Here is a 25,480-nt window from a genome sequence, read left to right as displayed (position 1 = left end):
GTATCATAAAGGGAAACGACGTCACCGCAAAATAATCGTAAATAGCACCGCACTTAGCTAGCTTACCTCCCATCCATCGTTTGCAGTGGCGTGATTACCACTGGCGTAGATTTTACTCTCATGGCGCTGATTACGCCGATAATCAGACATGTGATACCTACTAGCGTCAGCACGGGAGGCCATTCGTGACGCCAAATAAAGGCATAGCTCAAACCAGCGAGCGTTTCAAACACAATAAGCGGTCCCACTTTGGCGGTAGGTAAGCGTTGGCTTGCCTGATTCCAGCATAGTGTCCCTAACCATGAACACAGCAGACCGATAGCGATCATTAGGCCAACAAACACCATGGGACGCGGGCCAAACGGCATCGGAAAATCACTTTCTGTTATGGTCGAATGCCCCCATACCAGCGCATAACCAATAACTGCCAGCGGTAGGGTGACCAGCCCCTGTGCGGTGGCCCAGGTTGTCGGGCTTTTGTCTGGGTGTGTTCTTAACCAACTGGCGTTGCGCATGGGATACCATGTCCAGCACACTACCGCGATGAAAGCTAAAACTAAACCAGTGACATAACGGAACATATCTGTTGGCGCGTGTGCGCTCTGTAGTTCGGCCACGTTGACGCAGCCCAGACCTAAAGCGATTAGCAGTAGCGACGGTGCAAGGTGTCGCCATGAAAGCTTCCCATCGCGGTGGCTGTATTTCAGATTGGCGCTCACCGAAATCACCACCGGCAGGGTACCAATAATCATCGTGCTCACCGGTGCGCCGGTGCGTTGAATGGCACTCGCCAAACACAGGTAATAGATAAAGTTACCAACAACGGTAAGCTTGAGCGCTTCAAGCCAATCAGTGCGTATTAGCTGACGTAGACGATGGCGATCGTGCCACGCTAGAGGTAATGCAATGAGACCAAACGCCAAATAGCGTCCTACGGATTGTAAGCTGGCTGGATATTCCGGCACGATAAGCGGGCCCACAAAAATCAGTCCCCACATTAGCCCTGCCGTCAGCGCGTAAAGCACTCCGATTAGCATCGTTCTACACTCTTAAAATGGATTATGTTAAGAGTCTAGAAGGGGTTTGTAGAAGCGTCTTGTAGCAGATTGCTGTTTGAGGAAAAACGTCAGAAAACTACCGTACTTGTTTTTGATAGCGTGCAGGCGTGACACCGTAGAAGCGGTTAAAAGCGCGAGTGAGGTGAGCCTGATCGGTGAGGCCTACCGCTGCGGCCACCTGCGCAGGCGGCAATCCCTGAGTCAGCAAGTTTTTAGCTTCGTATAAACGATAGGCCATCAGCATTTGCTGCGGTGTGACGTGGTATTGCGCTTTAAACTGGCGCAAAAAATGGTAAGGGCTGAGATCGGCCAACGTTGCCAGCTCAGGTAATGTCATGCGTTTGTCCAGATGCGCACGTAGATACTCTTTTACGACCGTGAAACGTTGCGGGGCATCCAGCCTGAGCGGTTGCGGTGCTTTCGCCCAATGACGCGTCAGCGATAGTAATTCACTCAGCAAGCTTGATTGCGCCAACGGTTCATCGCTTTGCCACAGGGCATTTATCAGTGCGGTAGTCGCTCTGGCAAACTGTGGATGGTGTGTCACCGCGTCGTTAAACCACCAGCTTGGTTCACCACTGACCTCGGCTAAAATCTCAGGCGTGAGATAAATCATGCGATAGCGCCAGCCGCCTTCGGTGCCAGACTGTCCGGTATGTAGTTCATCGGGATTCATTAAGACCAATGAATCAGCGGGGGCGACATGATTCACACCGCGATAGCGAAAGCGCTCGGCGCCATATTCAATTGCGCCAATACCATAGGCTTCGTGCGTATGGGGTTCAAATTCATGATGCTCGATATGCGCCCGATACACTTCAACGCCGGGCAAATGGGCGAAGTGTTTAAACTGGGCACGATCTCGATCGTCAACAAATTGGGCTGGAACGCCGTGCATAGAAGAATCTCTGGTAGAAACAGGGATAACCGCGATTAATTTATCACTATAGCGGAATTAGGCGGGGGGGAAATAAAAAAGCAGACCCGAAGGTCTGCTTTTGCCGTTCTCGCCAAAAAAACTAGTGGCCAGAGGTTTGTGACTGGCGGCAGGCTTCAAACAGGAACCACACGCGGCGTTCGGTTTGATCTACCCAATTTTCAATCAGGCTAGTGGTTGAAACGTCATTATGTTCGCTACACACAACATGTGCTGCACGCAGTTCTGCGGCTAACAGCTTGTTGTCTTCGCACAGTTCAGCCAGCATATCCAGTGGTTCAACGTACTCAGCATTATTATCTTTAATACGCTGCATTTTAGAGATCTGTCCGATTGAATGCAGGGTCATGCCGCCCACTTTACGTACGCGCTCGGCAATATCATCCGTCATTGCGAATAGCTCTGCGCCTTGCTCGTCCAGTAGCAGATGATAATCGCGGAAATGTGGACCGCTCATATGCCAGTGGAAGTTTTTGGTTTTCAAGTAAAGCGCATAGATATCAGCAAGAATGGCATTCATTGCACCACTGATTTCTTTGGTTGCCTCAGCGCCCAAATCGCTTGGGGTTGCCAGAGGAATGAATTGACGTTTTTTAGCGTCACCGACTTTGCTTTTGTCCAATTTTGGTGTGCTCATCTTCATCTCCTAAGGGTATTGATAGATTCACCACTCGCAGTCTAGTCACTGTTTAGTACGGAATCAGTATAGATCATCCTCACAAAATTAGAGCTCAATATGTATGACAATTAGCGCCATTCCTGTACCTGAATCTGTACACCTTGACATGCTTTTCCCTTAGCACCTGCCTCTCAGAACGATCCGCAGTAATCTCATTTTCGGATAATACGGGTGAATTTTTTATGCGGAGCTTATCTATGAAACCCGTTTTCGCTACCTTCTCTCCAACCTTGAATTAATTCACTACACGAAGCAGGGTAGCGGGCTTCAGCCATCCGATAAAATCTGCGTTAATGCGGCAATCAGACGATCGTTATCCCGTGAATCCTTGATCGCCACACGATAATAATCTGCGCTAAGCCCCGGATAATTGGCGCAATGGCGAATCAAAATATGGTGCTCTAACAGCGCCTGCTGCAGGTTAATGCGACTATTGGTGCAGCGTACAAAAAGATAGTTCGCCGTAGGAGGCCACACTTTGAGCTGCGGCAATGCTTCCAATGCCGCGAGCATTCTTGGCTGCTCTTCTGCCAGCCAGCGATGGGTTGCGGCGATGTAATTCACATCATCCAGAATAATTTCGCCCGCTAACGCAGCAAACGCGTTGATAGTCCATGGTTCGCGCTGCTGTTTCATCCGCGTGACTAGCGGCGCATTGGCGCTCACCAAATAGCCTAAGCGTAGGCCAGGAATAGCGAAAAATTTGGTCAGAGAACGCAGCACATAGAGATGAGGATATTGAGCTAATAAAGGGATGAAGCCTGATTCAGTCGGTATAAAATCAAGAAAAGCCTCATCTAAAATCAACGCAATATTCATCTGCTGGCAACGGTCAGCTATCGCCATCAACAAGCTTTTATCCACCAGCAAGCCGGTCGGATTATTGGGCGTGCATAAAAATAGGCAATCAAGATCCGGAGTTAATGCTTCAAGCAAGCGCTCATCGGGTTGAAACCCCTCTTCTTCGAGCAGAGCATAATCGACAATCTTGCAGCCAATTCGCATTAATGCGCGTCGATATTCGGCGAAACCGGGGGTAAGCAACAGTGCTTTAGCAGGTTGGAGTTGATTGACCAACGCAAATATGAGTTCGGTTTCTCCATTGCCAGCCATCACCCATTCATCAGGACAATCATGATGTCGAGCCAGCGCTGCGTGTAGTTCACGGTATTCTACGTCGGGGTATTTTTCTGCTACTGCCATCTGGTTGATGATGGCGTGCTTAAGGGATTCAGGCATGCCTAATGGATTGATGTTGGCGCTAAAATCAATAATGGCGTGAGGAGAAACGCCTAGAGTGAGTGCGGTTTCTAAAATGTTTCCGCCGTGCTGGCTGCTAATGGCCATAGATATTCTCGCTTCCTGAATAACGACGATATGTTAACCCATTTACTGTTTATTCTCGGTTTTTGTTGATCTCACAGTGGGTATCTCTATGTCTAATGATTTACCTTGTATACCCAGCATACTTCAAGTTGCCTTTTTATTGGCTGTGTTCATTTGCCGCCTCAATGCAACTCGAATGACTAGGGTATATCCCAGATTACAAAATGAAACTAAGACATACAGGTTTTTGACGTTCCGTAAGGACGTCAGGAAGGAGGTGCGTATTCCAATACAATTCCTCCGCAGCCCCCGCTGCTGTGATGCCGACGAACCCACAAGATGCCACTGAACGATATCGGGAAGGTGTGGGTAAGGATGACGCTAAGCCAGAAGACCAGCCTGTAAGCCCAATTGATTGATCGCTGTTGCGTGATTTTATTCGGGTATTTCTATTAATTTCAGCTCCTTCGGTGGGAAGTGAGTTGTCATTGTTTCCCTGCATGTCGCCGCATAGGCGGCGGTGCAGCGTGCTGCTATGACAACGCAAAGCCCATCCATCAGGATGGGCTTTTTTGTTAGGTAGGCGAATTGATGAAGGCATTTCTGATTGGCGGAACCGGTAGCGGCTGTGGCAAAACCACGCTGACCCTCGGACTGCTGCGGGCATTTACCCGCCGCGGTTTAAAGGTTCAGCCGTATAAAGTTGGGCCCGACTACATTGATACTGGGTGGCACAGCGCTGTCTCCGGTGTTGCATCACGCAATCTGGATGCCTTCATGTTACCTGCGTCTACGCTCAATTGGCTGTATAACCAACATATGCAGGCCGCTGATATTGCGGTGATAGAAGGTGTGATGGGGCTGTACGACGGCTTCGGCACCGATCCCAACTATTGCAGCAGTGCTGGTATGGCGAAACAGCTTGGCTGTCCCGTGATCTTGCTGATCGATGGCAAAGCCGTTTCTACCTCGGCGGCAGCAACGGTGCTGGGATTTTGCCATTTCGATCCTGAAGTGCGTATCGCTGGCGTTATCGTTAACCGAGTTAACAGTGAACCCCATTATCAGTTGTTAAAACAAGCCATTGAGAAATATACCCAAGTCCCCGTTCTCGGTCGCATTCCCTCGTTGCCTAACGTCAGCCTGCCCGAGCGCCATCTAGGCTTAATCACCGCCCACGAACAGCATGACATGGATGAACAGTGGAACACGCTGGCTGACCTCCTCGAACAACATATCGATCTTGATCGTCTACTGGCGCTGAGTAACGTTGAGCCGGCCACCAATGCCAGCGCACCGAGTTTACCTGCATCTGAATCAGGCCGTGGTTTAACGATGGCTTTAGCCGATGACGAAGCCTTCCACTTTTATTATCCCGATAATTTACAGTTGCTTGAGCAAATCGGCGTCAACATCGTGCGCTTTAGCCCGCTGCGAGACGCTGCTCTGCCCGAATGCCAGATGGTTTATATCGGTGGTGGCTATCCTGAATTACATGCTGAAACGTTAACGAAAAATCACGCTATGCGTCAGTCATTGTGTGACGCACATCAGCGCGGCGTGGCTATCTATGCGGAATGCGGCGGGCTGATGTATCTCGGCACTAGCCTGAAAGATCAAAATGGAAATACACACGAGATGACCGGTATTTTTGCCGGCGAAAGCCGAATGGAAGGGCGGCTCAAGCGATTTGGCTACTGTCAGGCCACGGCGCAGCAAGACACCGTGCTGGCGGCACGGGGGGAAACTCTGCGCGGCCATGAATTTCATTACTCGGATTTTCACGCAGATATTCCGTGTGCGTTCCAGTTTGAAAAACAGCGCGATGGCGTCACGTTACAACGCTGGCAGGGAGGCTACCAGCGAGGGAATACGTTGGCGAGTTATCTGCACGTGCACTTTTATCAGAGACCGGAAATGCTGAAGCACTGGCTAGAACGAGGGAGAGCCCTGTGATCAGTTTCTCCGCCTGCCTAGTGGCGTATCTGCTGGATTTGCGTTTAGGCGATCCACCCACGTGGCCGCATCCGGTGCGTTGGATCGGCAATTTTATTACCTTTCTCCAAGGCCGGATCCGAGCGTTCTGTCACACCACAACCTCTCTCTATATAGGAGGCGCTTGCCTGTGGCTGATTGTGGTTGGGGTGAGTTGGGGGGCGACCTACGCGCTGCTTGCGTTTCTAACCCAGATTAACCCTTGGCTTAGCTGGGCTGCACAGGTGTGGATTATCTACACCCTATTGGCGGGACGCTGCTTAAGCGACGCGGCGATGGCCGTCTATGTGGCACTTCAAAACGGTTCGCTGGAAGAGTGCCGCCGTCAGCTCTCCTACATCGTCGGGCGTGATACGTCTGAACTGGATCGTCCACAAGTGACCCGAGCGGTAGTTGAAACGGTAGCTGAAAACAGCGTTGACGGCGTGATTGCGCCGCTTTTTTTCCTGTTTATTGGCGGTGTCCCGCTGATGATGGCTTACAAAGCGGTTAACACCCTCGACTCGATGGTGGGGTACCGCACGGAGAAATATCGCGCTATCGGCTGTGTGTCTGCGCGCATGGATGATCTTGCCAATCTGATTCCTGCTCGTTTGAGCTGGCTGTTGCTAAGCCTTGCCGCCCGCTTGCTGTGCCTTAACGGTAAACAGGCGTTCAAAATTGGCTGGCGCGATCGGTATCTGCATAAAAGCCCGAACTGCGCATGGTCTGAAGCCACGGTGGCTGGTGCGCTGGGTATTCGCCTTGGCGGACCCAATAAATACTTTGGTGAGCTCGTAGATAAACCGTGGATCGGCGATGAAGAACGCGAGATCGATATTCAGGATATTCGCTTGAGCATCCGTCTGATGATGACGGCTTCCGCGCTGGCATTAGCGCTCTTTGCGCTAGTCAGATGGCTGATTGTGATGTGAGACTTTTTAAAAAGGCGGGTAGGGCATGACGAATAACTCAGGGTTGACCATGGACTACAACAAAAATCCCCAAAACATCGAGCAACAGAGCTTTGAAATTATCTCGCAGATTATTGCCGAAGAGCGCCCTAGCTATCGCTTTGTCGATGAAATACAAGAAAAAATCATCAAGCGAACTATCCATACCAGCGCTGATTTTGAATGGTTGGATATTCTGCATTTCTCACCTGACGTACTAGGTCGAATTACTCAGGCGCTGCGCAACGGCTGCACGATTTATACCGACACCACGATGGCGCTATCTGGCATCAATAAAACACAGCTGGAACGCTTAGGTTGTCAGTGGAGGTGCTACATCGCAGACCCCCGCGCTGTAGATATCGCTAAAACGCAGGGCATCACTCGTTCGATGGCTGCGGTGGATTTAGCGGCGCAAGAATCGGGTGAAAAGCTGTTTGTGTTTGGTAATGCGCCTACCGCGTTGTTTCGGTTGCTCGAACTGTATCAGCAGGGCGTGATGACGCCAGCGGCGGTGATCGGTGTTCCGGTCGGTTTTGTTGGTGCCGCGGAATCTAAACAGGCGCTGGCGGAAAGCCATGTGCCTAACATCGCTGCGCTAGGGCGTAAAGGGGGCAGCAATATTGCCGCTGCAATTGTTAACGCCATTCTGTATCACATGAGAGATGCGCAATGAGTGAAAACGGGCTGGATACGCTGTGGCATAACGGCAAAAGCTATCGCAAGGGCTACACCACCGGTTCTTGTGCTACGGCAGCGGCTAAAGTGGCGGCGTTGATGGCGCTACGTCAGCAGGTGATTAATCAGGTTTCGATTGTGACCCCTTCTGGCATCACGTTACGGCTAAACGTTGAACAACCGCTCATCTGCGGGCAGCAAGCCAGTGCGGCTATACGCAAAGACGGCGGAGATGACGTTGATGCAACCCATGGAATGTTGATTTTTGCGCAGGTCGCACTTAATGACAGCGGCAGCATTACCATCGGCGGTGGTGAAGGGGTCGGTACCGTTACGCGTAAGGGGATTGGGCTACCTATCGGTAGCGCGGCAATAAACCGTACACCGCGACAAACTATTGAGCAGGCGGTGCGTGAAGTCATAGGTCCCGAACGCGGCGCTGATATCGTGATTTTCGCCCCTGAGGGTGAGGAGCGGGCGCAAAAAACCTATAACGGGCGGTTAGGCATTCTGGGGGGAATTTCGATTATCGGCACCACCGGCATTGTGACCCCAATGTCGGAAGAGAGCTGGAAACGTTCGCTGGCTCTTGAATTGGAAATGAAGCGCGCTCAGGGCATGACAAGTGTGATTTTGGTGCCGGGTAACCACGGCGAACGCTTCGTGCAGGAACATATGCAAATTGACGCTGAGCGCGTGGTGACTATGAGTAATTTCGTTGGCTATATGCTGCAAGAGGCACAGCGACTGGGATTCCAGCACGTAGTGCTGGTGGGGCATTTAGGCAAACTGATCAAAGTCGCGGCGGGGATTTTTCATACCCACAGCCATATTGCCGATGGGCGGATGGAAACACTGGTTGCTCGATTGGCGTTGTTGGGGGCCCCGCATGAATTTCTGCGCGCGGTCTTTGAATGCAGCACGACGGAAGCTGCAATGGAGCTGATTGAACAGCAGGGTTGGCAGGCTGTTTATGATGATATTGCACAGGCCATTGGTGAACGGGTGAAACAAATGCTGCGTTTTGCTCCACAACCTTTTTGCTGCGATGTAGTGCTGTTTTCATTCGACAACGTTGTGCTCGGAAGTAACCGTCCAATCAGCGAGATTGTGTCAGCGCTCCACACACAAATGACCTACGAAAAGGAGTCGTTATGATTCACATAGTTGGTATGGGGCCAGGAGATCTGGATTACATCACCCCGCTAGCGCTGCGTTTAATTGCGCAAGCCGATGTGTTGGTCGGCTGGCCGCGTCATTTAGCGTCGTGTGCTGATTTCCAAGGAGAAAAACGCTCAATTGGCACCGATCTGGCTAAAGCTGCGGCGTGGCTACAATGCAATGCCGATCGCAATATCGTAGTGTTGGCGTCGGGCGATCCGATGCTATTCGGCATCGGTAAACGGCTATCGCAAGATCTCGAACCGACCAAGATCCGGATCGTACCGGGAATTAGCTCGATTCAGTATCTCTTCTCGCAGATTGCCATCGATATGAATGACATCTACATCACCAGCAGCCACGGTAAAAAGCCGGATTTCAATTTCATCTTGCAGCACGACAAAGTGGCAATGGTCACGGATTTGCATATTGGCCCTTATCAGATCGCCCAAGAGATCCTCCTCCGCGGACAAAAGCGCACGCTGGTTATCGGCGAGAACCTGACTTATCCCGATGAATGTATCCATATCTTGCCGCCTGAAAAGGTACAGCAAGCGTATGCCATGAACGTAGTGGTGATCCTCAATGAAAGATGATCTATTTTTGCGCGGCCATAAAGTGCCGATGACCAAAGAGGAAGTCCGTCTAGCGGCACTGGAGCGTCTGAACCTGCCAACGGCGAAACGCCTGATTGATGTAGGCGCGGGAACCGGCAGTGTTTCCCTAGAAGCCGCTTTACGTTACCCCGATTTACAGATTACCGCCATCGAACGTAACCCCGTAGCGCTGGCGCTGATCGCTGACAACTGCCGCCATTTCGGTTGTCCCAATATAGCGATTGTTGATGCTGATGCACCGCTGCCGTTAGACGTACGCGCTGATGCGATATTCATCGGCGGTAGCGGAGGAAACCTTGCTGACATTATCGACTGGTCATTAGGGCTGCTTAACGACGGCGGTAGTCTGGTGATGAATTTCATTCTATTGGAAAACTATCAGCAGGCATTCAGTCAGCTACAAAACCGCGCTGTTACCGAGCTAGAAAGCAGCCTGATTCAGGTATCCCGTCTCACCGCCTTGGGCAGCGGACACTATTTCAAACCGAACAATCCGACTTACTTGATTTCCTGCCGTAAGGAGCAAACGCATGGTTGAGCCTATCGACCCTTCACAGGTCTATTTCATCGGCGCAGGGCCGGGCGATCCTGAGCTGATTACGCTGAAAGGGCACCGGATTTTGTCACAGGCCGATGTTGTGATTTATGCCGGATCGCTGATTAATCACGATCTGCTGAACTACTGTAAGCCGCAGGCGCAGTGCCACGACAGCGCAGGTTTAAATCTCCAACAGATTATCGATCTGATGGTGGAGGGGGTACGTGCAGGAAAACGAGTAGTGCGTTTACAGACCGGTGATTTGTCACTGTACGGCTCTATCCGTGAACAGGGCGAAGAGTTGGGTAAGCTGGGCATCGGGTTTAGCTCAGTACCGGGCGTTAGCTCGTTTTTAGGTGCGGCTTCGCAGCTTGGCGTGGAATACACAGTACCAGAGGTTTCGCAAAGCTTAGTGATCACGCGAATGTCGGGGCGAACGCCAACGCCAGCACGTGAGTCGTTGGAGTCATTTGCTGCTCATCAAACCTCGATGGCTATTTTTCTATCGGTTCAGGAAATCGAAGACGTTGTTCAGCGCCTGATCGACGGTGGCTACCCAGCCACAACGCCGGTGGCCGTTGTGTATAAAGCGACGTGGCCGGATCACCAAACGGTGCGTGGCACCTTGGAGAATATTGCCCCACGAGTGCGTGATGCGGGTATTCGCAAAACTGCGCTGATTTTAGTTGGCGCATTTTTAGGTGATGAATACCACTATTCCAAGCTGTACGACGCGGGTTTTAGCCATGAATACCGTCAGGCCTGAGGCAACGAAGCTGAATTCGCTAGCGTTGTTTTGCCTGACGCCGGGCGGCGTTCGCTTGGCGCAACGCCTACAGCCGATGTTGCCGCAGATATCGCTATACAGTGAGAGTTTCACTAGTGAAAAACTTGCAGTGTCTGGATTCAGTACGTTTGACGGATCTTTTGCCGCCAGTATGGCTCAGGCATTCACGCGTTTTGATGCGCTGGTGGTCATTGGCGCGACCGGCATCGTGGTACGGGTGCTGGCTCCGCTGCTGCAAGACAAATTGCAAGATCCTGCGGTTGTGGTGCTCGATGAGCGGGGCCAGCATGCAATTAGCCTGTTGTCTGGGCATCTGGGCGGAGCTAATCGGCTAGCGCGACAAATCGCCGCGCTGATAGAGGCAGAACCGGTGATAACGACCGCCACCGATGTTAACGAGGTCGCCGCGCTGGATATGCTAGCGCAGAGGCTCGACGCGCAGCTGGCTGATTTTCGTCAGGGAGTGAAACGCGTCAACCAGCTGCTGGTGAGTGGCGATCGTGTTGGTCTATGGATTGATCCGATGTTCGACGAGCATGTGAGTGAGCAAGATCGGCGCGGATTTATTGTGGTTGACGATCTGGCGGCGCTGCCGGATCTCACGGCTTTGGTGTGTATTTCATGGCAGGCAAATTTGCCGCCGTTGACGCTGCCCGTTTTCAAACTTGTGCCGAAGCGTGTGGTGCTGGGCGTGGGGTGCCGCCGAGATACACCTTTTGCCACGGTACATCATCTGCTGTTGCAGCAACTGACCTTGTTAAACATCGATCCGTTAGCGTTTCGCGCAATCGGCAGTATTACTCTCAAACAGGATGAGGCCGCGCTGCAACAGCTTGCGCAGCGTTATGCGGTGCCCTTTCACCTGTTTACTCCCGATGCGCTTCGTGAGCATGAACACCGTTTTCCGTGTTCCGAATTTGTACGTAAGACCGTGGGCGTGGGGTGTGTTTCACAGCCTGCGGCGTGGCTGCTGCTTGAGAAATATGGCGGCGGAAAATTCGTTGGAGAAACGCTGCGTGAACAGGGCGTAACTCTCACCTTAGCCTTAACTCTTCAGGAAACTTTCTGATGTTATATGTAATCGGCATTGGGCCGGGCAGTCAGTCCATGATGACGCTAGAAGCCATCGAAGCGATCCGTGACGCGGACATTATCGTGGGCTACAAAACTTACACCCATCTGGTAAAGGCGTTGACCACCGATAAAGAGGTGATCAAAACCGGCATGTGCAAAGAGATTGAGCGTTGCCAAGAAGCCTTGAACTTAGCGGTTGAGGGTAAAAAAGTTGCGCTGATCAGCAGCGGCGATGCCGGCATTTATGGCATGGCGGGATTGATTCTTGAGCTGGTCACTAAGCAAAAACTGGATGTCGAAGTGAAGCTTATCGCGGGTGTTACCGCCAGCACCGCAGCGGCTTCGTTGCTAGGCGCGCCGCTGATGCATGATTTTTGCCATATCAGCCTAAGCGATCTGTTAACGCCGTGGCCGGTCATCGAACAGCGGGTGATTGCCGCTGCGCAGGCCGATTTCGTGGTCTGTTTCTACAACCCTCGCAGTCGTGGTCGCGCAGAACATCTCTCCCGCGCTTTTGATCTGATGCGTCCTTATGTCGCTGCGAGCACTCCCGTTGGCGTGGTGAAAGCGGCGGGACGTAAGAAGCAGGAAAAATGGATCACTACCTTTGGTGAGATGGATTTCGAAAACGTTGATATGACCAGTTTGGTGATTGTGGGGAACAAGACCACCTATTGTCAGGATGGCCTGATGATTACGCCGCGCGGTTATGTTCTAGACCCCAGTGATGCCTGAAGTTGCCTCTCCGTTAGCTGCGCTCGTTGACCCGAGCCACTGACTTGCTGCCTTAATGCAACGCCGATTACTTTGGGGATAAGAGGATGTTTAATAACGATATGTCTCATAACGCGACCGCAAAAGAATTCCGACTTCATGTCTTTGGTGGAACCTCAGATGCACGCCGTATTTGCCAACGTCTTGATGCTATAGGGGTGAGTTACAGCCTATCGGTAGCGACCGATGCGGGTCGTGAGTTGGCTGGCGAGATCAAGGGCGAAATTATAGTCGGTCGTATGGACGCGTCTCAAATGAGTGCATGGCTGCAACAGCAAAATATCACCCACGTTATCGACGCCTCGCACCCCTATGCGGGTGTGCTGAGTGCCAATATTGCTGGAGCTTGTTCCGAGCTGCATATCACGCTGACGCGCTACCTGCGTCCGAGTGAAATTGAGGCGTTAGAACATCCGCTGCTACACAAAGTTTCTAGCGTGGAAGAGGCATGCGTTTTGGCTCGCAATCTTGGGGCGCGCATTTTATTGACGACAGGCAGTAAACAGTTAGCTGATTTTGTGCGTTTGCTAGCGGACCGAAATCTGTTTGCCCGGGTGTTGCCGACGCCAGAAGTATTGATGCAGTGCCGTGATTTGGGGCTCGGCGTTGACAACGTGCTGGCGTTGAAAGGGCCATTTAGCGCCGAGATGAATCATGCCACCTATCGTCATTGTCAGGCCGACGTCGTGATCACCAAAGAGTCAGGTGCTGAAGGAGGCTATCAGCAAAAGGTCGCGCCTTGTCTGGCGTTGGGCATTCACTGCATCGTAATTTGCCGTCCACCAGAACTATTCGTTGCTGGGCAAACTCAAGTCACGTCACTGGCTGAACTGGAACCCCATCTGGCGAGCTGGTTGCAGCTTCAGAATAATTAATACGGAAGAAAAATGATGAAAAAAGCCATTTTGATTATCAGTTTTGGTACCAGCTATCACGAGACGCGAGAGAAAACCATTGACGCCTGTGAGCGCCGCTTAGCAGCGTCCTGCCCCGATCGCGATGCGTTTCGCGCCTTCACCTCGGAGATGATTATCCGCAAGTTGGCAAAGCGTGATGGGATGAATATTGATAACCCTCATCAGGCACTGATGCGTTTGGCAGATCAAGGCTATCAGGATGTCGTGATCCAGTCATTACACATCATCAACGGCGACGAATATGAAAAAGTCGTGATGCAGGTCAACGCTCATGCGGGAATGTTCAAGCGTATTCGCATTGGTGCGCCTTTGCTGAGCAGCCATCAAGATTTTGAGCAGTTGATTGGCGCGATGCAGTCACAAATGCCCGCGTTGGCAGATGATGAGCGCGTGGTGTTTATGGGACACGGTGCGACGCATCACGCCTTTGCTGCCTACGCCTGCTTAGACCACATGCTGATGGCTCATCAGATCCCCGCGGTGGTCGGCGCCGTGGAGAGTTATCCCGAAATTCATCATGTGGTCGCACGTTTGCAGCGGCAACATGTACGCCATGTTCACCTCATGCCGCTGATGTTAGTGGCTGGCGACCATGCGATTAACGATATGGCTTCCGATGAAGAGGATTCGTGGAAAACTCAACTGGCTCAGGCGGGGATCGAGGCCACTCCTTGGCTGCAAGGCCTAGGAGAGAATCCGTTGATTCAACAGATGTTTGTCGAGCATTTACACGAGGTGATTAACGACGTGGAGGAGGTCGCCTGATGAACATATCGGTGAAAGGTAAAGTCTGGGCGATATCCACGGGACCCGGCAGTAGCGATCTCATCACGGTGCGCGCGGCGCGCCAGTTGGCGACGTTGGACGTGCTGTATGCACCCGCGGGGCGAAAAGGCGGAGATAGCCTAGCGTTGTCTATTGTGCGCGAATATCTGCGGCCTGATCTGGAAATTAAAGAGCGCCACTTTCCAATGAGTGCCGATCAGGGCGAAAAGAGCTCGGCATGGGACGGTGTCGCGCAAGAGATGCGCGCCGATGCAGACCACGGGCTGCAGGTAGGATTTATCACGCTTGGTGACGCGATGCTGTTTAGCACGTGGGTATTTTTGCTTGAGCGCTTGCAGGGTGGAGTCGATATCGAAATTATTCCTGGGGTCACCTCATTTGCCTGTATTGCTGCTCGCGCCCAGTTTCCTTTGGCGATGGAACAACAGTCGATGGCGGTGGTGGCTTGTACGGCTCCAGAATCGGAGTTGGAGCAGGCTCTGCGGAATCATGAATGCGTCGTGATGATGAAAGTCTACGGTCGAGTGCCGCAGATACGTGAACTGCTGCGACGCTTAAACCTACTGGATCACGCCATGTTAATGGCCGAGGCGTCGCTGCCTAATGAACAGTGTTTCCGTCATCTTGATGAGATTAGCGAGCAGACTGTGCTGCCATATTTCTCAACGATCTTGGTCAATCGCACCGTGTCGACAAAACAGTCTAAGGAGCATCAATGAAAAATCTCCAACGATTTCCTCTCTATGGAATGGCATTAGCCGTTCTGCTGACGTTAGCGCCTCAGGAGGCTTTTGCCATGCATATCATGGAGGGTTTTCTGCCTCCGTTTTGGGCGCTGGCGTGGTGGCTGATGTTTTTGCCCTGTCTGGTGATTGGCGCGACGCGGCTAAAAAATATCGTGCGTGATGATAGTGATAAAAAGGTTCTGCTCGCGCTGTGTGCCGCCTTTATTTTTGTGCTGTCGGCGCTGAAAATACCTTCGGTAACCGGTAGCTGTTCACACCCCACCGGCGTTGGTCTGGCGGTAATTTTATTTGGGCCGTGGGTGGTGTCGGTACTGGGCGCAATTGTTTTACTGTTTCAGGCGCTGTTCTTGGCCCACGGCGGTTTAACCACGCTGGGCGCCAATGGTATGTCAATGGCGGTCATTGGCCCGATGGCGGGTTACGTGGTGTGGAAATTAGCCACGCGGGCGGGCATTCGCCGTGATGTAGCGGTGTTCCTGTGCGCTGCGTTGGCGGATCTGGTGACGTATTTTGTCACGTCAGTGCAGTTGGGGTTAGCTTTCCCCGACCCTCAGCTTGGGGTCATGGCGTCGGTCACCAAGTTTATGGCGATATTCTGTCTGACACAGGTGCCCATTGCGATCGCTGAAGGACTTCTGACCGTTCTAATTTATGACCAGCTTTGCAAACGCCAACTGATTGGCGCAAGGAGTCACTAAAATGAAAAAAACGCTGATTTTGATTCTCTTGGTTATTGCATTAGCGGTGTTGCCATTCTTTATCAATCACGGTGGGGAATATGGCGGTTCCGACGATCAGGCCGAGGGCGTTATTGCCCAGATGGCTCCGGATTATAAACCGTGGTTCGAGCCTTTGTATGAACCTGCCAGTGGAGAAATCGAAAGCTTACTGTTTACGCTACAAGGTTCATTTGGCGCTGCAGTCATTTTCTATATTTTAGGCTACTACCGCGGGCGCCGCGCTGCTCATGTTGGAGATTGATAAACTCTCTTACGGAAGCCGTTGGAGCCAGAAAAAACCGGAGCATAAGCTGGTTCTTTATCTGGTTTTACTGCTCATGGCGCTGCTAGGGACACGCCTTATTCAGCTTGGCGTGTTACTGCTGTGTGCGGGGCTAACATGTTATTTACTGCGTGTTGGATGGCGTCGTTACCTGCGCTGGCTAGCGGTGCCGCTGGCTTTTTTATTCACCGGGTTGCTGGGCGTGGTGCTCTCCTTTTCGTGGCAGGCTGACACATTGCTTTATAGCATTCGCATCGGCCACTTGGCGCTGGGTGTTGAGCGTAGCGGTCTGATCACAGGCATTAATACGCTGTGCCGCAGTCTGGCTGCATTGGCTTCTACTTATCTGTTTGTGCTAACGACGCCGTTTAGCCAGTGGGTTCTGCTGTTAAAACGCAGCCGTTTGCCGTTGGTTTTGATAGAACAAGTGCTGCTCACCTACCGTTTTATCTTCATCTTTATTGAAGAGGCTGCGGCGATTCATCGTGCGCAATCGCTGCGTTTTGGCTATGTGTCTTTGCGGAGCAGCTACCGTTCGCTATCGATGCTGGTAGGGATGCTGCTGGCGCGCGTTATGGAGCGCCACAAGCAAATGAGTATCGCGCTAGAAGTAAAACTGTATAACGGAGATTTCCATCTGTGATGACCCCAACGTTCGCAACTCAGCACCTGAGTTTCCAGTATCAGGATGGTGAAACAGTGCTGCATGATTTGTCGCTGGACTTTAGCCGTGGGCAAGTCACGGGGCTATTGGGGGCTAACGGCTGTGGAAAATCGACGTTGTTCATGAATTTGCTGGGGATTTTACAGCCACAGCAAGGAGCGGTGTTGTGGCAGGGCAAAAAACTGGGCTATGACAAACGTAGCTTACGTGAGTTACGCCAGCAGGTTGCCATGGTTTTTCAGGAACCCGATCAACAGATCTTTTATACCGACATCGACAGCGATATTGCTTTTAGCCTGCGTAATTTAGGCATGGATGAAGAAACCATCCGCCAACGCACCGAGCAGGCGCTTTCGCTGGTGGATGCGCTCGGTTTTCGCCATAAGCCAGTGCAGTATTTAAGCCACGGGCAGAAAAAACGGGTGGCGATTGCAGGGGCATTGGTGATGAATGCAGAGTATCTCCTGTTGGATGAACCTACTGCCGGACTCGACCCAGCGGGGCGCCAGCAGATGATCCATATTATTCACAAAATTGTGGCTCAGGGAAAACGCGTGGTTATTTCGAGCCACGATATTGATTTAATTTATGAAGTTTGTGATTACCTGTATGTTCTCGCGCAGGGAAAACTGGTGTGTGAAGGCAGTGAGCGAGACGTTTTTCTGCAGCAAGAAATGCTAAAACAGGCCGGATTGGTACAGCCATGGCTGGTGAAAATTCATCAACAGCTGGGGCTACCCTTGTTTAAGACTGAGCATGAGCTGTTTGCTTCCATGCCAAAATACGTTAAGTAGGCGGAAATTATGGGTTTATCCATTATGGTGCAGGGCACGGCATCAGACGTCGGAAAGAGTGTGCTGGTTGCTGGACTCTGTCGTATTTTCCATCAGGACGGGTATCGTGTCGCCCCCTTCAAATCCCAGAATATGGCGTTGAATTCAGGTATCACCGCTGACGGCGGCGAAATGGGGCGTGCGCAGATTTTTCAGGCAGAAGCTGCTGGTATTGAGCCTGATGTCCGAATGAATCCGGTGTTGCTCAAGCCTACCAGCGATTTGCGGGCTCAGGTGGTACTGATGGGGAAAGTGGCGAATCAGATGGACGCCGTAACCTATCATGAATTCAAACCTCAGTTGCTTGAGCAGATTGCAAAGGTGTATCGCAGCCTCGCCGATGAAGTGGATATTATGGTGCTGGAAGGGGCGGGGAGTCCTGCGGAGATCAATCTGCGCGACCGCGATATTGTGAATATGGGGATGGCTGAGAAAGTCGACGTGCCCGTGATTTTAGTGGCAGATATTGACCGCGGCGGGGTGTTTGCTTCGATTTATGGCACCTTGGCATTACTGGAACCGGCTGAAAAGGCGCGCGTCAAAGGGGTTATCATCAATAAATTTCGTGGTGATGTCAGCCTGCTAACGTCGGGCTTGCGCCAGATTGAAGAGCTTACCGGTGTACCCATTATCGGTGTGATGCCGTGGATTGAGGTGCAACTAGAGGACGAGGACGGGGTTGCGCTGCAAAAAGGGAAATATCGCCATCAGGATGAAAACCTGTTGGATATTGCCGTCATTCAAACTCCCTACATTTCCAATTTTACTGACTTTAATGCGCTCAATGCACAGCCTGATGTTCGCCTGCGCTATGTGTCCCACCACGATGAACTAGGATACCCCGACTTACTGATTTTACCCGGTAGTAAAAATACCCTGAGCGACCTTAGCTATTTACACAAAAGCGGCCTGACTCATCAAATTTTGCTGGCGCATCAGCAAGGTACACCAGTGTTGGGGATTTGCGGTGGTTTCCAAATGTTGGGAAAACATATTGTTGATGGCGTGGAGTCTGGCGTTGAACAAATGGCAGGGCTTGGGTTGTTGGATTGTGAAACCACATTCTCACAGCAAAAAGTGACTACTCAGGTAAGTGGGGAAATTCGGCCAGATTTGGCGGGGGTTTTTGCTGCCTGTCAGGAGCACTCTCTGGTGGGCTATGAAATTCATATGGGGCATACCGAACTCGGTGAACAGGCACAGCCTTTTAGCGTTTTGCATAAGCGCAACGGTGAAAGTATCAACCAGTGTGATGGTGCAATCCATCTCGATGGTTCGGTGGCGGGAACCTATATCCACGGTTTCTTTGATTCAGATGGTCTGACTCGTAGTTTGTTGAATTCGCTGCGTGAGCGCAAAGGATTAGAGCCGCTGTTGGGCGCTGAATTCCACTATCAGGCATTCAGAGAGCAGCAGTTTGATCGACTAGCTGCAGCGATGCGCGAGAATATCGACATAGAAGCCGTTTACGCGATTATGCGTGATCACGTCGCTATGCAGGAGAAACCACAGTGATTTTGATTACCGGCGGAGCTCGCAGTGGAAAAAGTGCTCTAGCAGAAAAACTCGCGGCTCAGCATGGCCATCGAGTTTTGTATATTGCCACCTCGGTGGTGACCGATGAGGAAATGGAGCAGCGCATCGCTCATCATCGCGAAACACGTCCAGCACAGTGGATGACCCATGAAGGATATCGCGATCTGGGGGAGATTATTCGCTCGCAAGGGGGGAATAGTGACGCCGTTATGTTGGAGTGCATAACGACGATGGTCACTAACCTGCTGTTCGATCAGTCTGGAAACGTTGCTCCTGAAGAAATGGATTTTGAGCATCTGGAGAAAATGATTCATCTGCAAGTTGATGAGTTAATTCAGGGCTGTGAACGTTGTAACGTACCGGTGTATATCGTCACCAACGAACTGGGGATGGGGATTGTCCCTGATAATCTTTTAGCGCGACGTTTTAGGGATATTGCGGGGCGGGTTAATCAGCGTTTGGCTGCGCAGGCGCAGCAGGTCTATCTCGTGGTTTCGGGGATTGAAGTGAAAATAAAGGGATAGCTTAACCCTTTAGCAAACATCCTTTCGACAGATCACGAAAACGACTTACGTTATCGCTTTTGTAACGGCTTTTATCGCGTGACCCTTTTAATTTCATCAGAGACAAACATGCAAACACTAGAACAAATTATTGCTCAGATTCAGCCCTTGAACCAAGACGCAATGGTCAAGGCACAGGTTAAGTTGGATGGTTTGTTAAAACCGACAGGAAGTTTAGGGCGTTTAGAGACACTGGCGATTCAGTTGGCTGGGATCTTCGGCGAAAAAAACGTAAACGTGAACCGCAAGCAGATTGTAGTGATGGCAGCGGATCATGGTGTTTATGATGAAGGTGTGGCTATATCTCCTCGTGTCGTCACCGCGATCCAAGCGCAAAATATGATTCACGGCGTTACAGGCGTATGCGTTTTGGCTAAGCACGCAGGTGCTGAAGTGGTGATTGTGGATGCTGGCATTGACTGTGAGCCGATCGAGGGCGCCGTTGATATGCGGATGGCTCGTGGGAGTGGCAATATCGCCCGCGAAGCAGCGATGAGCCGCGAGCAGGCGGAGTTTTTGTTGACGAAAGCGGCAGATTTCGCCATGACGCAGGCGGCAAATGGCGTGCGTTTACTTGGGGTTGGCGAGCTTGGGATGGCTAATACGACACCTGCCGCGGCAATTGTGAGTGTCATGGCGAAACGACAACCGGAGGAAGTTGTTGGCGTTGGCGCAAATTTCCCGAGCGCACAGCTACACCATAAAGTTGACGTGGTACGTAGAGCGATTGCCTGTAATCAGCCAAATGCGACTGATGGCGTTGACGTTCTAGCAAAAGTCGGGGGCTTTGATTTGGCTGGTATGACAGGCCTAATGCTAGGTGCTGCGGCAGCGGGTATTCCGGTAGTATTAGATGGTTTCCTGTCATATGCGTCGGCGTTAATTGCGTGTCAAATTTCACCGCGGGTGCATGATTATTTAATTCCCTCTCATCTCTCCGCGGAAAAAGGGGCGAGAATCGCACTCCAGCAACTGAAGCTGGAGCCTTACCTTCAGCTAGAAATGCGTTTGGGGGAGGGGAGTGGTGCTGCCGTTGCTATGAATATTGTGGATGCTGCCTGTGCCGCCTATAACGAAATGGGGAGTTTAGCTGACAGCAATATTATCCTTCCCGCCTAAGTCCTTTTCTTTTCTTAACCACGCCCTGCGCTCATACATGTGCAGGGCGTTTTTTTTGTAAAGAACACGGATAACCCCCTGTATTTCACTGCACCTTAGCGATAACTCTCTGCCATCTAAGGTGGTATCGCACATCATTTCTTATAATTAGTAATTATCCTATTGTAGTGCGTTTGTGCCTAGCGAGATGGGGTAATGTATTTTCGATAATCGTAAATACTATTTACACAAATTTCTTTTGATTTATCCGCAAAAGGTAAAATTTATTATTTGGTATTAATCCTAGTCTGGCGAATTGTATTTTTACTCCTCTTTGTTAATTATTTGTTATATCGTTGTTTTGAAATTGATCTAAAATGGCCTTTTTTGGCTTTAAATACCGATTTTATCTGCTTTATAAAATTTTACTTTCTATATTGTCTTTCTTTAAAAGATAATGTGTCGCATCTTATGATTTTGCGACAAATTAGCTCGCATAAATGATAGGAAATATCTTATTTGGGTGAAACTGTCGTATTAACCTATTAGTGTAAATTTTTGTTTTTTTATGACATGGTCGGAATTATTATTTCCTCATCCAGATGTGAGTGAGAATTGTGCATTTTTATCTGGGGAGTGAAATTTTCAAACTGGCTATATGACTTAATCTCCTGTTTGCATGAGATAAATTATTAAATATATTTATCTGAAAACAATGAAATAAAATTTCACAGGGAATAAATGCTTTATGGATATTTTCGCCTTAGCTGGCGAAGGATCTCTTATTACTTAAATTTATGGAAATAAAAATGAAACTGAATAAATTAGCTGTGGCATTGGTTATGACTATGGGTATCGCTTCTGCTGCGGCTAACGCTGCAGGCACTGTGGGCGGCAATGGTACTGTTAAATTCCACGGTTTTATTGTTGATGCTGCATGTTCTATTGCACCAGGTAACAGTGAACAAACAGTTGATCTGGGTTCCATTGCGATTAAAGCATTGAAAGACGGTGCTAAATCAACGCCAGCTAACTTCAAAATTGTTCTGGATAACTGTGATGTAACCGGTGGTGCTGCGCCTAAAGCCTCTATCACTTTCAACGGTTCTAACGCAGGCGGTTCAAGCAACCTGCTGGGTATTACCAGCAGCACCGCGTCTGGCGTAGGTGTTGGTATTGCTGATGCAAACGGTAAAGATTTCGAGCTGGGTAAAGAAACCGAAGTTAAGACTTTGATTTCTGGTACCAACGAACTGGACTTCACCGCTTACGTTCAGGCAACCGGCGCTTCTGGCTCTTCAATCACCGCGGGTGAATTCAACAGCCAAACCGACTTCGTAATTTCTTACAACTAATATGTCTTTATGGTTCGGGCTGCCTCTCATTGGCTGAAACTCAATCTCCTGACGTAGCTCGAATTATTCAAGATATTACGTTGTATTAATTACTCAGGGCGTAAATTGCTACGCCCTTAATTCAAAGTCGCGGTTTAGCAGGAGAGATAGCATGGTAGTCCGCACGCTCTGTGCCTTTATGGTTTTCTTTGTGACAACGGCGTGGGCGATGGGAGAGCAACAAGGGCGCGTTAAAATGACGGGAACCTTGGTGGCGACTGCATGCAGTATATCTTCTGAGTCATTGGAGCAGGTGATTGATTTGGGCTCTATGCCAATCAGTGAACTCGCTAAAAATGGTCAAGGCCCAGAAAAAGAGTTTGTTATTAAATTAGAAAACTGTGAGCTGACTTCTCAAGACCATTTACGGCCAGATTTTAAAAGTGTGCACCTGACGTTTGATGGGACTCGGGATGAAATTGCAAATTTACTGAGTTTGCAGGGTGAGGCGAGTGGAATAGGTCTGGTTCTAAAGGATGAGGCAGGCAATATCATCGTGCCAGGGCAAAACTTGCCGGATATACCACTGAATGTTGGCTCGATGGTGCTCAATTATAAGTTAGCCATCCAACGGAATAATCATGAGCTGCGAGCAGGGAATTACAGGGCAATCGTAAAGTTCAAAGTGGAATATCTATAATAAAAATAGATTAATCCGAAAAATAATTATTTCTCTTGCCATGAACATTTTCGGTGGGAGAGGTTCGCGCAAAAAATAAATCGCCGATGACGTTTTATCTCTGTGGTATGCGCGCATGGACGAATAGTTTTCTGTAAGAACTGTTTTTGTTTGGTGCATCTGAGCTAGAAATAATAGAGACGGTAATGTCTACATTCCATATCAATAAAATCAGTTTGGCTATGGCGTTAGCCGTGGCTGGCACCAGTCTATCGAGTGAAGCCGTTGAGTTTAATACGGACATGCTGGATACCGCGGATAAGGCGAACATCGATTTCTCTCGGTTCTCAAAAGCAAACTATATTTTGCCGGGGCTGTATCAGCTAGCGCTGCGAGTGAATGACCAAAGCGTGGGGGAATATCCCTTTAACTTTTATCCTCGCGAAAATGAACCCGATAGCAGTGAAGCTTGCCTTTCACCAGAGCTGGTGAGTGAGCTGGGATTAAAGCCCGCCGCACTGAATAAAGTGACCTACTGGCACCAGGGAGAGTGTGCGGACTTTAGCCAACTTCAAGGCACCACCGTACGCGGTGATTTATCCAATTCGAGCTTACAGCTTTCGATTCCACAGGCGTGGATTGAATACAGCGATCCGAACTGGGTGCCCTCTTCACGCTGGGATGAAGGCATCCCTGGTTTATTGCTGGACTATAACCTCAATGCGTCGGCAACGCGTCCAAATACGGGGGGCGATAGCCAGAATGCCAGTATTAGCGGGACCGTTGGGGCGAATGCGGGGCCGTGGCGTTTGCGCGGTGATTATCAGGGGAGCTATAGCCGCACCTCTGGCTCAGATCAGGGCAGCCAGCACAACATGGATTGGAGCCGCGTGTATATGTACCGCGCGCTTCCTCAGCTGCGTTCGACGTTATCGATGGGTGAAAACTATCTGTCGTCCAGCATTTTCGACTCATGGCGTTACACCGGCCTATCGCTGAGTAGTGATGACCGTATGTTGCCTCCTGCTCTACGAGGCTATGCGCCAGAAGTATCAGGGATCGCCAAGACTAACGCCAAAGTGGTGGTCTCCCAGCAGGGACGTGTGCTGTATGAAACTACGGTGCCTTCAGGCCCGTTTCGTATTCAGGATTTAAGCAGCGCCGTTACCGGCAAGTTAGATGTAAAGGTTGAAGAACAAGACGGAACTGTCCAGACATTTCAGGTTGATACCGCGACGATCCCGTATCTGACTCGTCCCGGAATGGTGCGTTATAAGCTCGCGATGGGGCGGCCATCAACCTACGAACATCATTTGCAGGGACCAACGTTTGCTACCGGTGAGTTCTCATGGGGTATCGCCAACAGTTGGTCACTGTATGGCGGTAGCATTCTTGCAGGTGATTACAACGCTGCATCAATCGGTATTGGGCGTGATTTGTTCTTACTGGGGGCGGTATCCGCGGATGTTACCCAGTCGTTTGCCAGCGTGCCTGGTGAAGCAAAACGTCAGGGGAAATCTTGGCGTTTAAGCTATTCCAAACGTTTTGACGAATACGATAGTGAAGTGACCTTTGCGGGCTATCGATTCTCCGAGCGTGACTATATGTCGATGGGGGAATACCTCGATGCGCGTTACCACGAGCAAAACTCAGGTCACGATAAAGAGTTGTATACCGTTACGGCGAATAAAAACTTCTCTGATGTGGGGCTGAGCTTTTACTTCACCTATAGCCATCAGACCTATTGGGATCAGCCTACCGACGATCGCTACAGTCTATCAGGTAGCACTTTTATGAATTTGTGGGCGCTGAAAAATGTCTCCCTCAATATTTCGGCTACGCGTAGCAAGATTAACCAGCGTGACGACGATGCGGTGTTTGTCAGTCTGTCTATCCCAATGGGAAGTTCGGCATCGGTGAGCTACGACGGCCAGTACAACAATAGCCGCTATAGCCAAAACGTGAGCTATTACGACCGTATTGATAATAACAATAACTACCGTGTTTCTACGGGCTTGAGCAGCGGCGGCGATGAAAGTACTCGCGGTCAGTTTAACGGTTATTACAGCCATCGCGGTGACTTCGCCAACATGAGTGCTAATGCGGCCTACTCACAGGGGAACTACTCCTCGGCGGGTATGACTATGCAGGGCGGCGCAACTATTACGGCAAAAGGTGCAGCGTTGCACTCCGGCGGTATCAGCGGCGGAACGCGTTTGATGGTCGATACCGAAGGTGTCGGTGGCGTGCCAATCAACGGAGGTCGTGTTCATACCAACGGTTATGGTATCGGCGTGATTACCGATATGAACAGCTATTACCGCAATTCTACCAGCATCGATTTAACCAAAATGGCCGATGACGTGGATTCCAGCCGCTCGGTTGTTGACTCTGCGCTGACGGAGGGTGCCATCGGTTACCGTAAGTTTGGCGTAGTGAAAGGGGCGAAAGCGTTAGCGGTATTGGCATTGGCTGACGGTAGTCATCCTCCGTTTGGTGCCAGCGTGAAAAACAGTGAAGGCCGCGAACTGGCGATTGTTGGTGACGGTGGTATGGCTTGGCTAACCGGTTTACAGGGCGGGGAGTCTCTCGACGTGCTGTGGGATGGTGCTAAGCAATGCACGGTGGTTATTCCTAAAACCTTGAGCCAGCAAGAACAGTTGCTGCTGCCATGCCATCCAGAGAGCCAAACACAAATTCCTGCAGCGGTGAAAAATGTTCCTGCGGCAAACCCAATTGATAACATCCATGAAGAGCAATAACACC

General features: G+C 50.6%; 26 protein-coding genes and 1 riboswitch. Of the genes, 22 read left to right on the top strand and 4 right to left on the bottom strand.

Going from position 1 to position 25,480, the window contains the following annotated elements; translation table 11 throughout:
* Window positions 1–62: 62 nt before the first annotated feature.
* The 4 genes from M988_RS15515 to cobD all read right to left on the bottom strand — a co-directional run bounded on the left by M988_RS15515 (window position 63) and on the right by cobD (window position 4,021).
* The gene (locus tag M988_RS15515) at window positions 63–1,037 is read right to left on the bottom strand and encodes a DMT family transporter (protein WP_064574910.1); all 975 of its coding nucleotides are present in this window, start codon (window positions 1,035–1,037) and stop codon (window positions 63–65) included.
* Between the two features lie 97 nt (window positions 1,038–1,134).
* Window positions 1,135–1,956: an AraC family transcriptional regulator gene (locus M988_RS15510; protein ID WP_039187377.1), complete on the bottom strand. Its 822-nt coding sequence runs from the start codon at window positions 1,954–1,956 to the stop codon at window positions 1,135–1,137.
* 121 nt (window positions 1,957–2,077) lie between these two features.
* On the bottom strand, window positions 2,078–2,632 hold the full coding sequence (locus tag M988_RS15505; protein ID WP_008812532.1) for a Dps family protein: 555 nt from the start codon (window positions 2,630–2,632) through the stop codon (window positions 2,078–2,080).
* A 309-nt stretch (window positions 2,633–2,941) separates the two neighbouring features.
* Window positions 2,942–4,021 (bottom strand): threonine-phosphate decarboxylase CobD, encoded by a 1,080-nt coding sequence (gene cobD, locus M988_RS15500; protein WP_064574909.1) that lies wholly within the window; start codon window positions 4,019–4,021, stop codon window positions 2,942–2,944.
* 203 nt (window positions 4,022–4,224) lie between these two features.
* Window positions 4,225–4,417, top strand: a riboswitch (cobalamin riboswitch).
* Between the two features lie 174 nt (window positions 4,418–4,591).
* Between cobD and M988_RS15495 the strand changes: the two genes are divergently transcribed.
* From M988_RS15495 to M988_RS15390, 22 genes are all read left to right on the top strand, one after another.
* Window positions 4,592–5,956, top strand: a complete 1,365-nt coding sequence (locus M988_RS15495; RefSeq protein ID WP_039187373.1) for a cobyrinic acid a,c-diamide synthase CobB — start codon at window positions 4,592–4,594, stop codon at window positions 5,954–5,956.
* Entirely contained in the window at window positions 5,956–6,909 is a 954-nt protein-coding gene (cbiB, locus tag M988_RS15490) for an adenosylcobinamide-phosphate synthase CbiB (protein ID WP_039187438.1), read from the top strand. The genes M988_RS15495 and cbiB overlap by 1 nt, the downstream gene beginning before the upstream one ends.
* 49 nt (window positions 6,910–6,958) lie before the next feature.
* Window positions 6,959–7,603: a cobalt-precorrin-8 methylmutase gene (locus M988_RS15485; protein ID WP_039187436.1), complete on the top strand. Its 645-nt coding sequence runs from the start codon at window positions 6,959–6,961 to the stop codon at window positions 7,601–7,603.
* Entirely contained in the window at window positions 7,600–8,763 is a 1,164-nt protein-coding gene (gene cbiD / locus M988_RS15480) for a cobalt-precorrin-5B (C(1))-methyltransferase CbiD (RefSeq protein ID WP_008812537.1), read from the top strand. Before M988_RS15485 ends, cbiD begins: the two co-directional genes overlap by 4 nt.
* Window positions 8,760–9,362: a cobalt-precorrin-7 (C(5))-methyltransferase gene (locus tag M988_RS15475; protein ID WP_039187370.1), complete on the top strand. Its 603-nt coding sequence runs from the start codon at window positions 8,760–8,762 to the stop codon at window positions 9,360–9,362. The genes cbiD and M988_RS15475 overlap by 4 nt, the downstream gene beginning before the upstream one ends.
* Window positions 9,352–9,921: a decarboxylating cobalt-precorrin-6B (C(15))-methyltransferase gene (locus M988_RS15470; RefSeq protein WP_039187367.1), complete on the top strand. Its 570-nt coding sequence runs from the start codon at window positions 9,352–9,354 to the stop codon at window positions 9,919–9,921. Before M988_RS15475 ends, M988_RS15470 begins: the two co-directional genes overlap by 11 nt.
* The gene (locus tag M988_RS15465; protein WP_039187364.1) at window positions 9,914–10,687 is read left to right on the top strand and encodes a cobalt-precorrin-4 methyltransferase; all 774 of its coding nucleotides are present in this window, start codon (window positions 9,914–9,916) and stop codon (window positions 10,685–10,687) included. Before M988_RS15470 ends, M988_RS15465 begins: the two co-directional genes overlap by 8 nt.
* Window positions 10,668–11,777: a cobalt-precorrin 5A hydrolase gene (locus M988_RS15460; RefSeq protein WP_064574907.1), complete on the top strand. Its 1,110-nt coding sequence runs from the start codon at window positions 10,668–10,670 to the stop codon at window positions 11,775–11,777. Before M988_RS15465 ends, M988_RS15460 begins: the two co-directional genes overlap by 20 nt.
* Window positions 11,777–12,517, top strand: coding sequence for a precorrin-3B C(17)-methyltransferase (locus M988_RS15455; protein WP_008812542.1), 741 nt, complete (start codon window positions 11,777–11,779; stop codon window positions 12,515–12,517). Before M988_RS15460 ends, M988_RS15455 begins: the two co-directional genes overlap by 1 nt.
* An 86-nt stretch (window positions 12,518–12,603) precedes the next feature.
* On the top strand, window positions 12,604–13,431 hold the full coding sequence (locus tag M988_RS15450) for a cobalt-precorrin-6A reductase (RefSeq protein ID WP_064574902.1): 828 nt from the start codon (window positions 12,604–12,606) through the stop codon (window positions 13,429–13,431).
* Between the two features lie 15 nt (window positions 13,432–13,446).
* Window positions 13,447–14,238, top strand: coding sequence for a sirohydrochlorin cobaltochelatase (gene cbiK / locus M988_RS15445; RefSeq protein WP_061060469.1), 792 nt, complete (start codon window positions 13,447–13,449; stop codon window positions 14,236–14,238).
* Window positions 14,238–14,978, top strand: coding sequence for a cobalt-factor II C(20)-methyltransferase (locus M988_RS15440; protein ID WP_130996287.1), 741 nt, complete (start codon window positions 14,238–14,240; stop codon window positions 14,976–14,978). Before cbiK ends, M988_RS15440 begins: the two co-directional genes overlap by 1 nt.
* Entirely contained in the window at window positions 14,975–15,703 is a 729-nt protein-coding gene (locus M988_RS15435; protein ID WP_008812546.1) for an energy-coupling factor ABC transporter permease, read from the top strand. Before M988_RS15440 ends, M988_RS15435 begins: the two co-directional genes overlap by 4 nt.
* 1 nt (window position 15,704) lies before the next feature.
* Complete coding sequence (locus tag M988_RS15430) at window positions 15,705–15,986, top strand: energy-coupling factor ABC transporter substrate-binding protein (RefSeq protein ID WP_008812547.1); 282 nt, start codon at window positions 15,705–15,707, stop codon at window positions 15,984–15,986.
* On the top strand, window positions 15,973–16,650 hold the full coding sequence (cbiQ, locus tag M988_RS15425) for a cobalt ECF transporter T component CbiQ (RefSeq protein WP_008812548.1): 678 nt from the start codon (window positions 15,973–15,975) through the stop codon (window positions 16,648–16,650). Before M988_RS15430 ends, cbiQ begins: the two co-directional genes overlap by 14 nt.
* Window positions 16,650–17,465, top strand: coding sequence for an ATP-binding cassette domain-containing protein (locus tag M988_RS15420; RefSeq protein WP_008812549.1), 816 nt, complete (start codon window positions 16,650–16,652; stop codon window positions 17,463–17,465). The genes cbiQ and M988_RS15420 overlap by 1 nt, the downstream gene beginning before the upstream one ends.
* A 9-nt stretch (window positions 17,466–17,474) precedes the next feature.
* A complete protein-coding gene (locus M988_RS15415; protein WP_064574897.1) occupies window positions 17,475–19,019 on the top strand; it encodes a cobyric acid synthase in 1,545 nt (514 codons plus the stop codon).
* Window positions 19,016–19,564: a bifunctional adenosylcobinamide kinase/adenosylcobinamide-phosphate guanylyltransferase gene (gene cobU / locus M988_RS15410; protein WP_064574895.1), complete on the top strand. Its 549-nt coding sequence runs from the start codon at window positions 19,016–19,018 to the stop codon at window positions 19,562–19,564. The genes M988_RS15415 and cobU overlap by 4 nt, the downstream gene beginning before the upstream one ends.
* A 108-nt stretch (window positions 19,565–19,672) precedes the next feature.
* Window positions 19,673–20,722 carry a nicotinate-nucleotide--dimethylbenzimidazole phosphoribosyltransferase gene (cobT, locus tag M988_RS15405; RefSeq protein ID WP_008812552.1) on the top strand — a complete coding sequence of 350 codons (1,050 nt, stop codon included), beginning with the start codon at window positions 19,673–19,675 and terminating at the stop codon, window positions 20,720–20,722.
* Window positions 20,723–21,510: 788 nt separating this feature from the next.
* Entirely contained in the window at window positions 21,511–22,056 is a 546-nt protein-coding gene (locus M988_RS15400) for a fimbrial protein (RefSeq protein WP_008812553.1), read from the top strand.
* A gap of 151 nt (window positions 22,057–22,207) precedes the next feature.
* Complete coding sequence (locus M988_RS15395; RefSeq protein WP_008812554.1) at window positions 22,208–22,735, top strand: fimbrial protein; 528 nt, start codon at window positions 22,208–22,210, stop codon at window positions 22,733–22,735.
* 185 nt (window positions 22,736–22,920) lie between these two features.
* Window positions 22,921–25,476 carry an outer membrane usher protein gene (locus tag M988_RS15390; protein ID WP_008812555.1) on the top strand — a complete coding sequence of 852 codons (2,556 nt, stop codon included), beginning with the start codon at window positions 22,921–22,923 and terminating at the stop codon, window positions 25,474–25,476.
* Window positions 25,477–25,480: the final 4 nt, after the last annotated feature.

It is taken from the genome of Hafnia paralvei ATCC 29927 (assembly GCF_001655005.1).
GTDB lineage: Bacteria > Pseudomonadota > Gammaproteobacteria > Enterobacterales > Enterobacteriaceae > Hafnia > Hafnia paralvei.
The sequence above is the reverse complement of the archived record's forward strand: the minus strand, read 5'-3'. Positions and strand labels throughout refer to the sequence as shown.

Excerpts from the sequence above, each read along its gene's own strand:
- M988_RS15460 (WP_064574907.1), top strand. The coding sequence starts at position 10,668 with ATGAATACCGTCAGGCCTGAGGCAACGAAGCTGAATTCGCTAGCGTTG.
- cobD (WP_064574909.1), bottom strand. The coding sequence starts at position 4,021 with ATGGCCATTAGCAGCCAGCACGGCGGAAACATTTTAGAAACCGCACTC.
- cbiD (WP_008812537.1), top strand. The coding sequence starts at position 7,600 with ATGAGTGAAAACGGGCTGGATACGCTGTGGCATAACGGCAAAAGCTAT.
- M988_RS15430 (WP_008812547.1), top strand. The coding sequence starts at position 15,705 with ATGAAAAAAACGCTGATTTTGATTCTCTTGGTTATTGCATTAGCGGTG.
- M988_RS15420 (WP_008812549.1), top strand. The coding sequence starts at position 16,650 with ATGACCCCAACGTTCGCAACTCAGCACCTGAGTTTCCAGTATCAGGAT.
- M988_RS15515 (WP_064574910.1), bottom strand. The coding sequence starts at position 1,037 with ATGCTAATCGGAGTGCTTTACGCGCTGACGGCAGGGCTAATGTGGGGA.
- cbiQ (WP_008812548.1), top strand. The coding sequence starts at position 15,973 with ATGTTGGAGATTGATAAACTCTCTTACGGAAGCCGTTGGAGCCAGAAA.
- M988_RS15450 (WP_064574902.1), top strand. The coding sequence starts at position 12,604 with ATGTTTAATAACGATATGTCTCATAACGCGACCGCAAAAGAATTCCGA.
- cbiK (WP_061060469.1), top strand. The coding sequence starts at position 13,447 with ATGAAAAAAGCCATTTTGATTATCAGTTTTGGTACCAGCTATCACGAG.
- M988_RS15395 (WP_008812554.1), top strand. The coding sequence starts at position 22,208 with ATGGTAGTCCGCACGCTCTGTGCCTTTATGGTTTTCTTTGTGACAACG.
- M988_RS15505 (WP_008812532.1), bottom strand. The coding sequence starts at position 2,632 with ATGAGCACACCAAAATTGGACAAAAGCAAAGTCGGTGACGCTAAAAAA.
- M988_RS15390 (WP_008812555.1), top strand. The coding sequence starts at position 22,921 with ATGTCTACATTCCATATCAATAAAATCAGTTTGGCTATGGCGTTAGCC.
- M988_RS15400 (WP_008812553.1), top strand. The coding sequence starts at position 21,511 with ATGAAACTGAATAAATTAGCTGTGGCATTGGTTATGACTATGGGTATC.
- M988_RS15440 (WP_130996287.1), top strand. The coding sequence starts at position 14,238 with ATGAACATATCGGTGAAAGGTAAAGTCTGGGCGATATCCACGGGACCC.
- M988_RS15475 (WP_039187370.1), top strand. The coding sequence starts at position 8,760 with ATGATTCACATAGTTGGTATGGGGCCAGGAGATCTGGATTACATCACC.
- M988_RS15415 (WP_064574897.1), top strand. The coding sequence starts at position 17,475 with ATGGGTTTATCCATTATGGTGCAGGGCACGGCATCAGACGTCGGAAAG.
- M988_RS15510 (WP_039187377.1), bottom strand. The coding sequence starts at position 1,956 with ATGCACGGCGTTCCAGCCCAATTTGTTGACGATCGAGATCGTGCCCAG.
- M988_RS15435 (WP_008812546.1), top strand. The coding sequence starts at position 14,975 with ATGAAAAATCTCCAACGATTTCCTCTCTATGGAATGGCATTAGCCGTT.
- M988_RS15470 (WP_039187367.1), top strand. The coding sequence starts at position 9,352 with ATGAAAGATGATCTATTTTTGCGCGGCCATAAAGTGCCGATGACCAAA.
- M988_RS15495 (WP_039187373.1), top strand. The coding sequence starts at position 4,592 with ATGAAGGCATTTCTGATTGGCGGAACCGGTAGCGGCTGTGGCAAAACC.
- M988_RS15465 (WP_039187364.1), top strand. The coding sequence starts at position 9,914 with ATGGTTGAGCCTATCGACCCTTCACAGGTCTATTTCATCGGCGCAGGG.
- cobT (WP_008812552.1), top strand. The coding sequence starts at position 19,673 with ATGCAAACACTAGAACAAATTATTGCTCAGATTCAGCCCTTGAACCAA.
- M988_RS15485 (WP_039187436.1), top strand. The coding sequence starts at position 6,959 with ATGGACTACAACAAAAATCCCCAAAACATCGAGCAACAGAGCTTTGAA.
- M988_RS15455 (WP_008812542.1), top strand. The coding sequence starts at position 11,777 with ATGTTATATGTAATCGGCATTGGGCCGGGCAGTCAGTCCATGATGACG.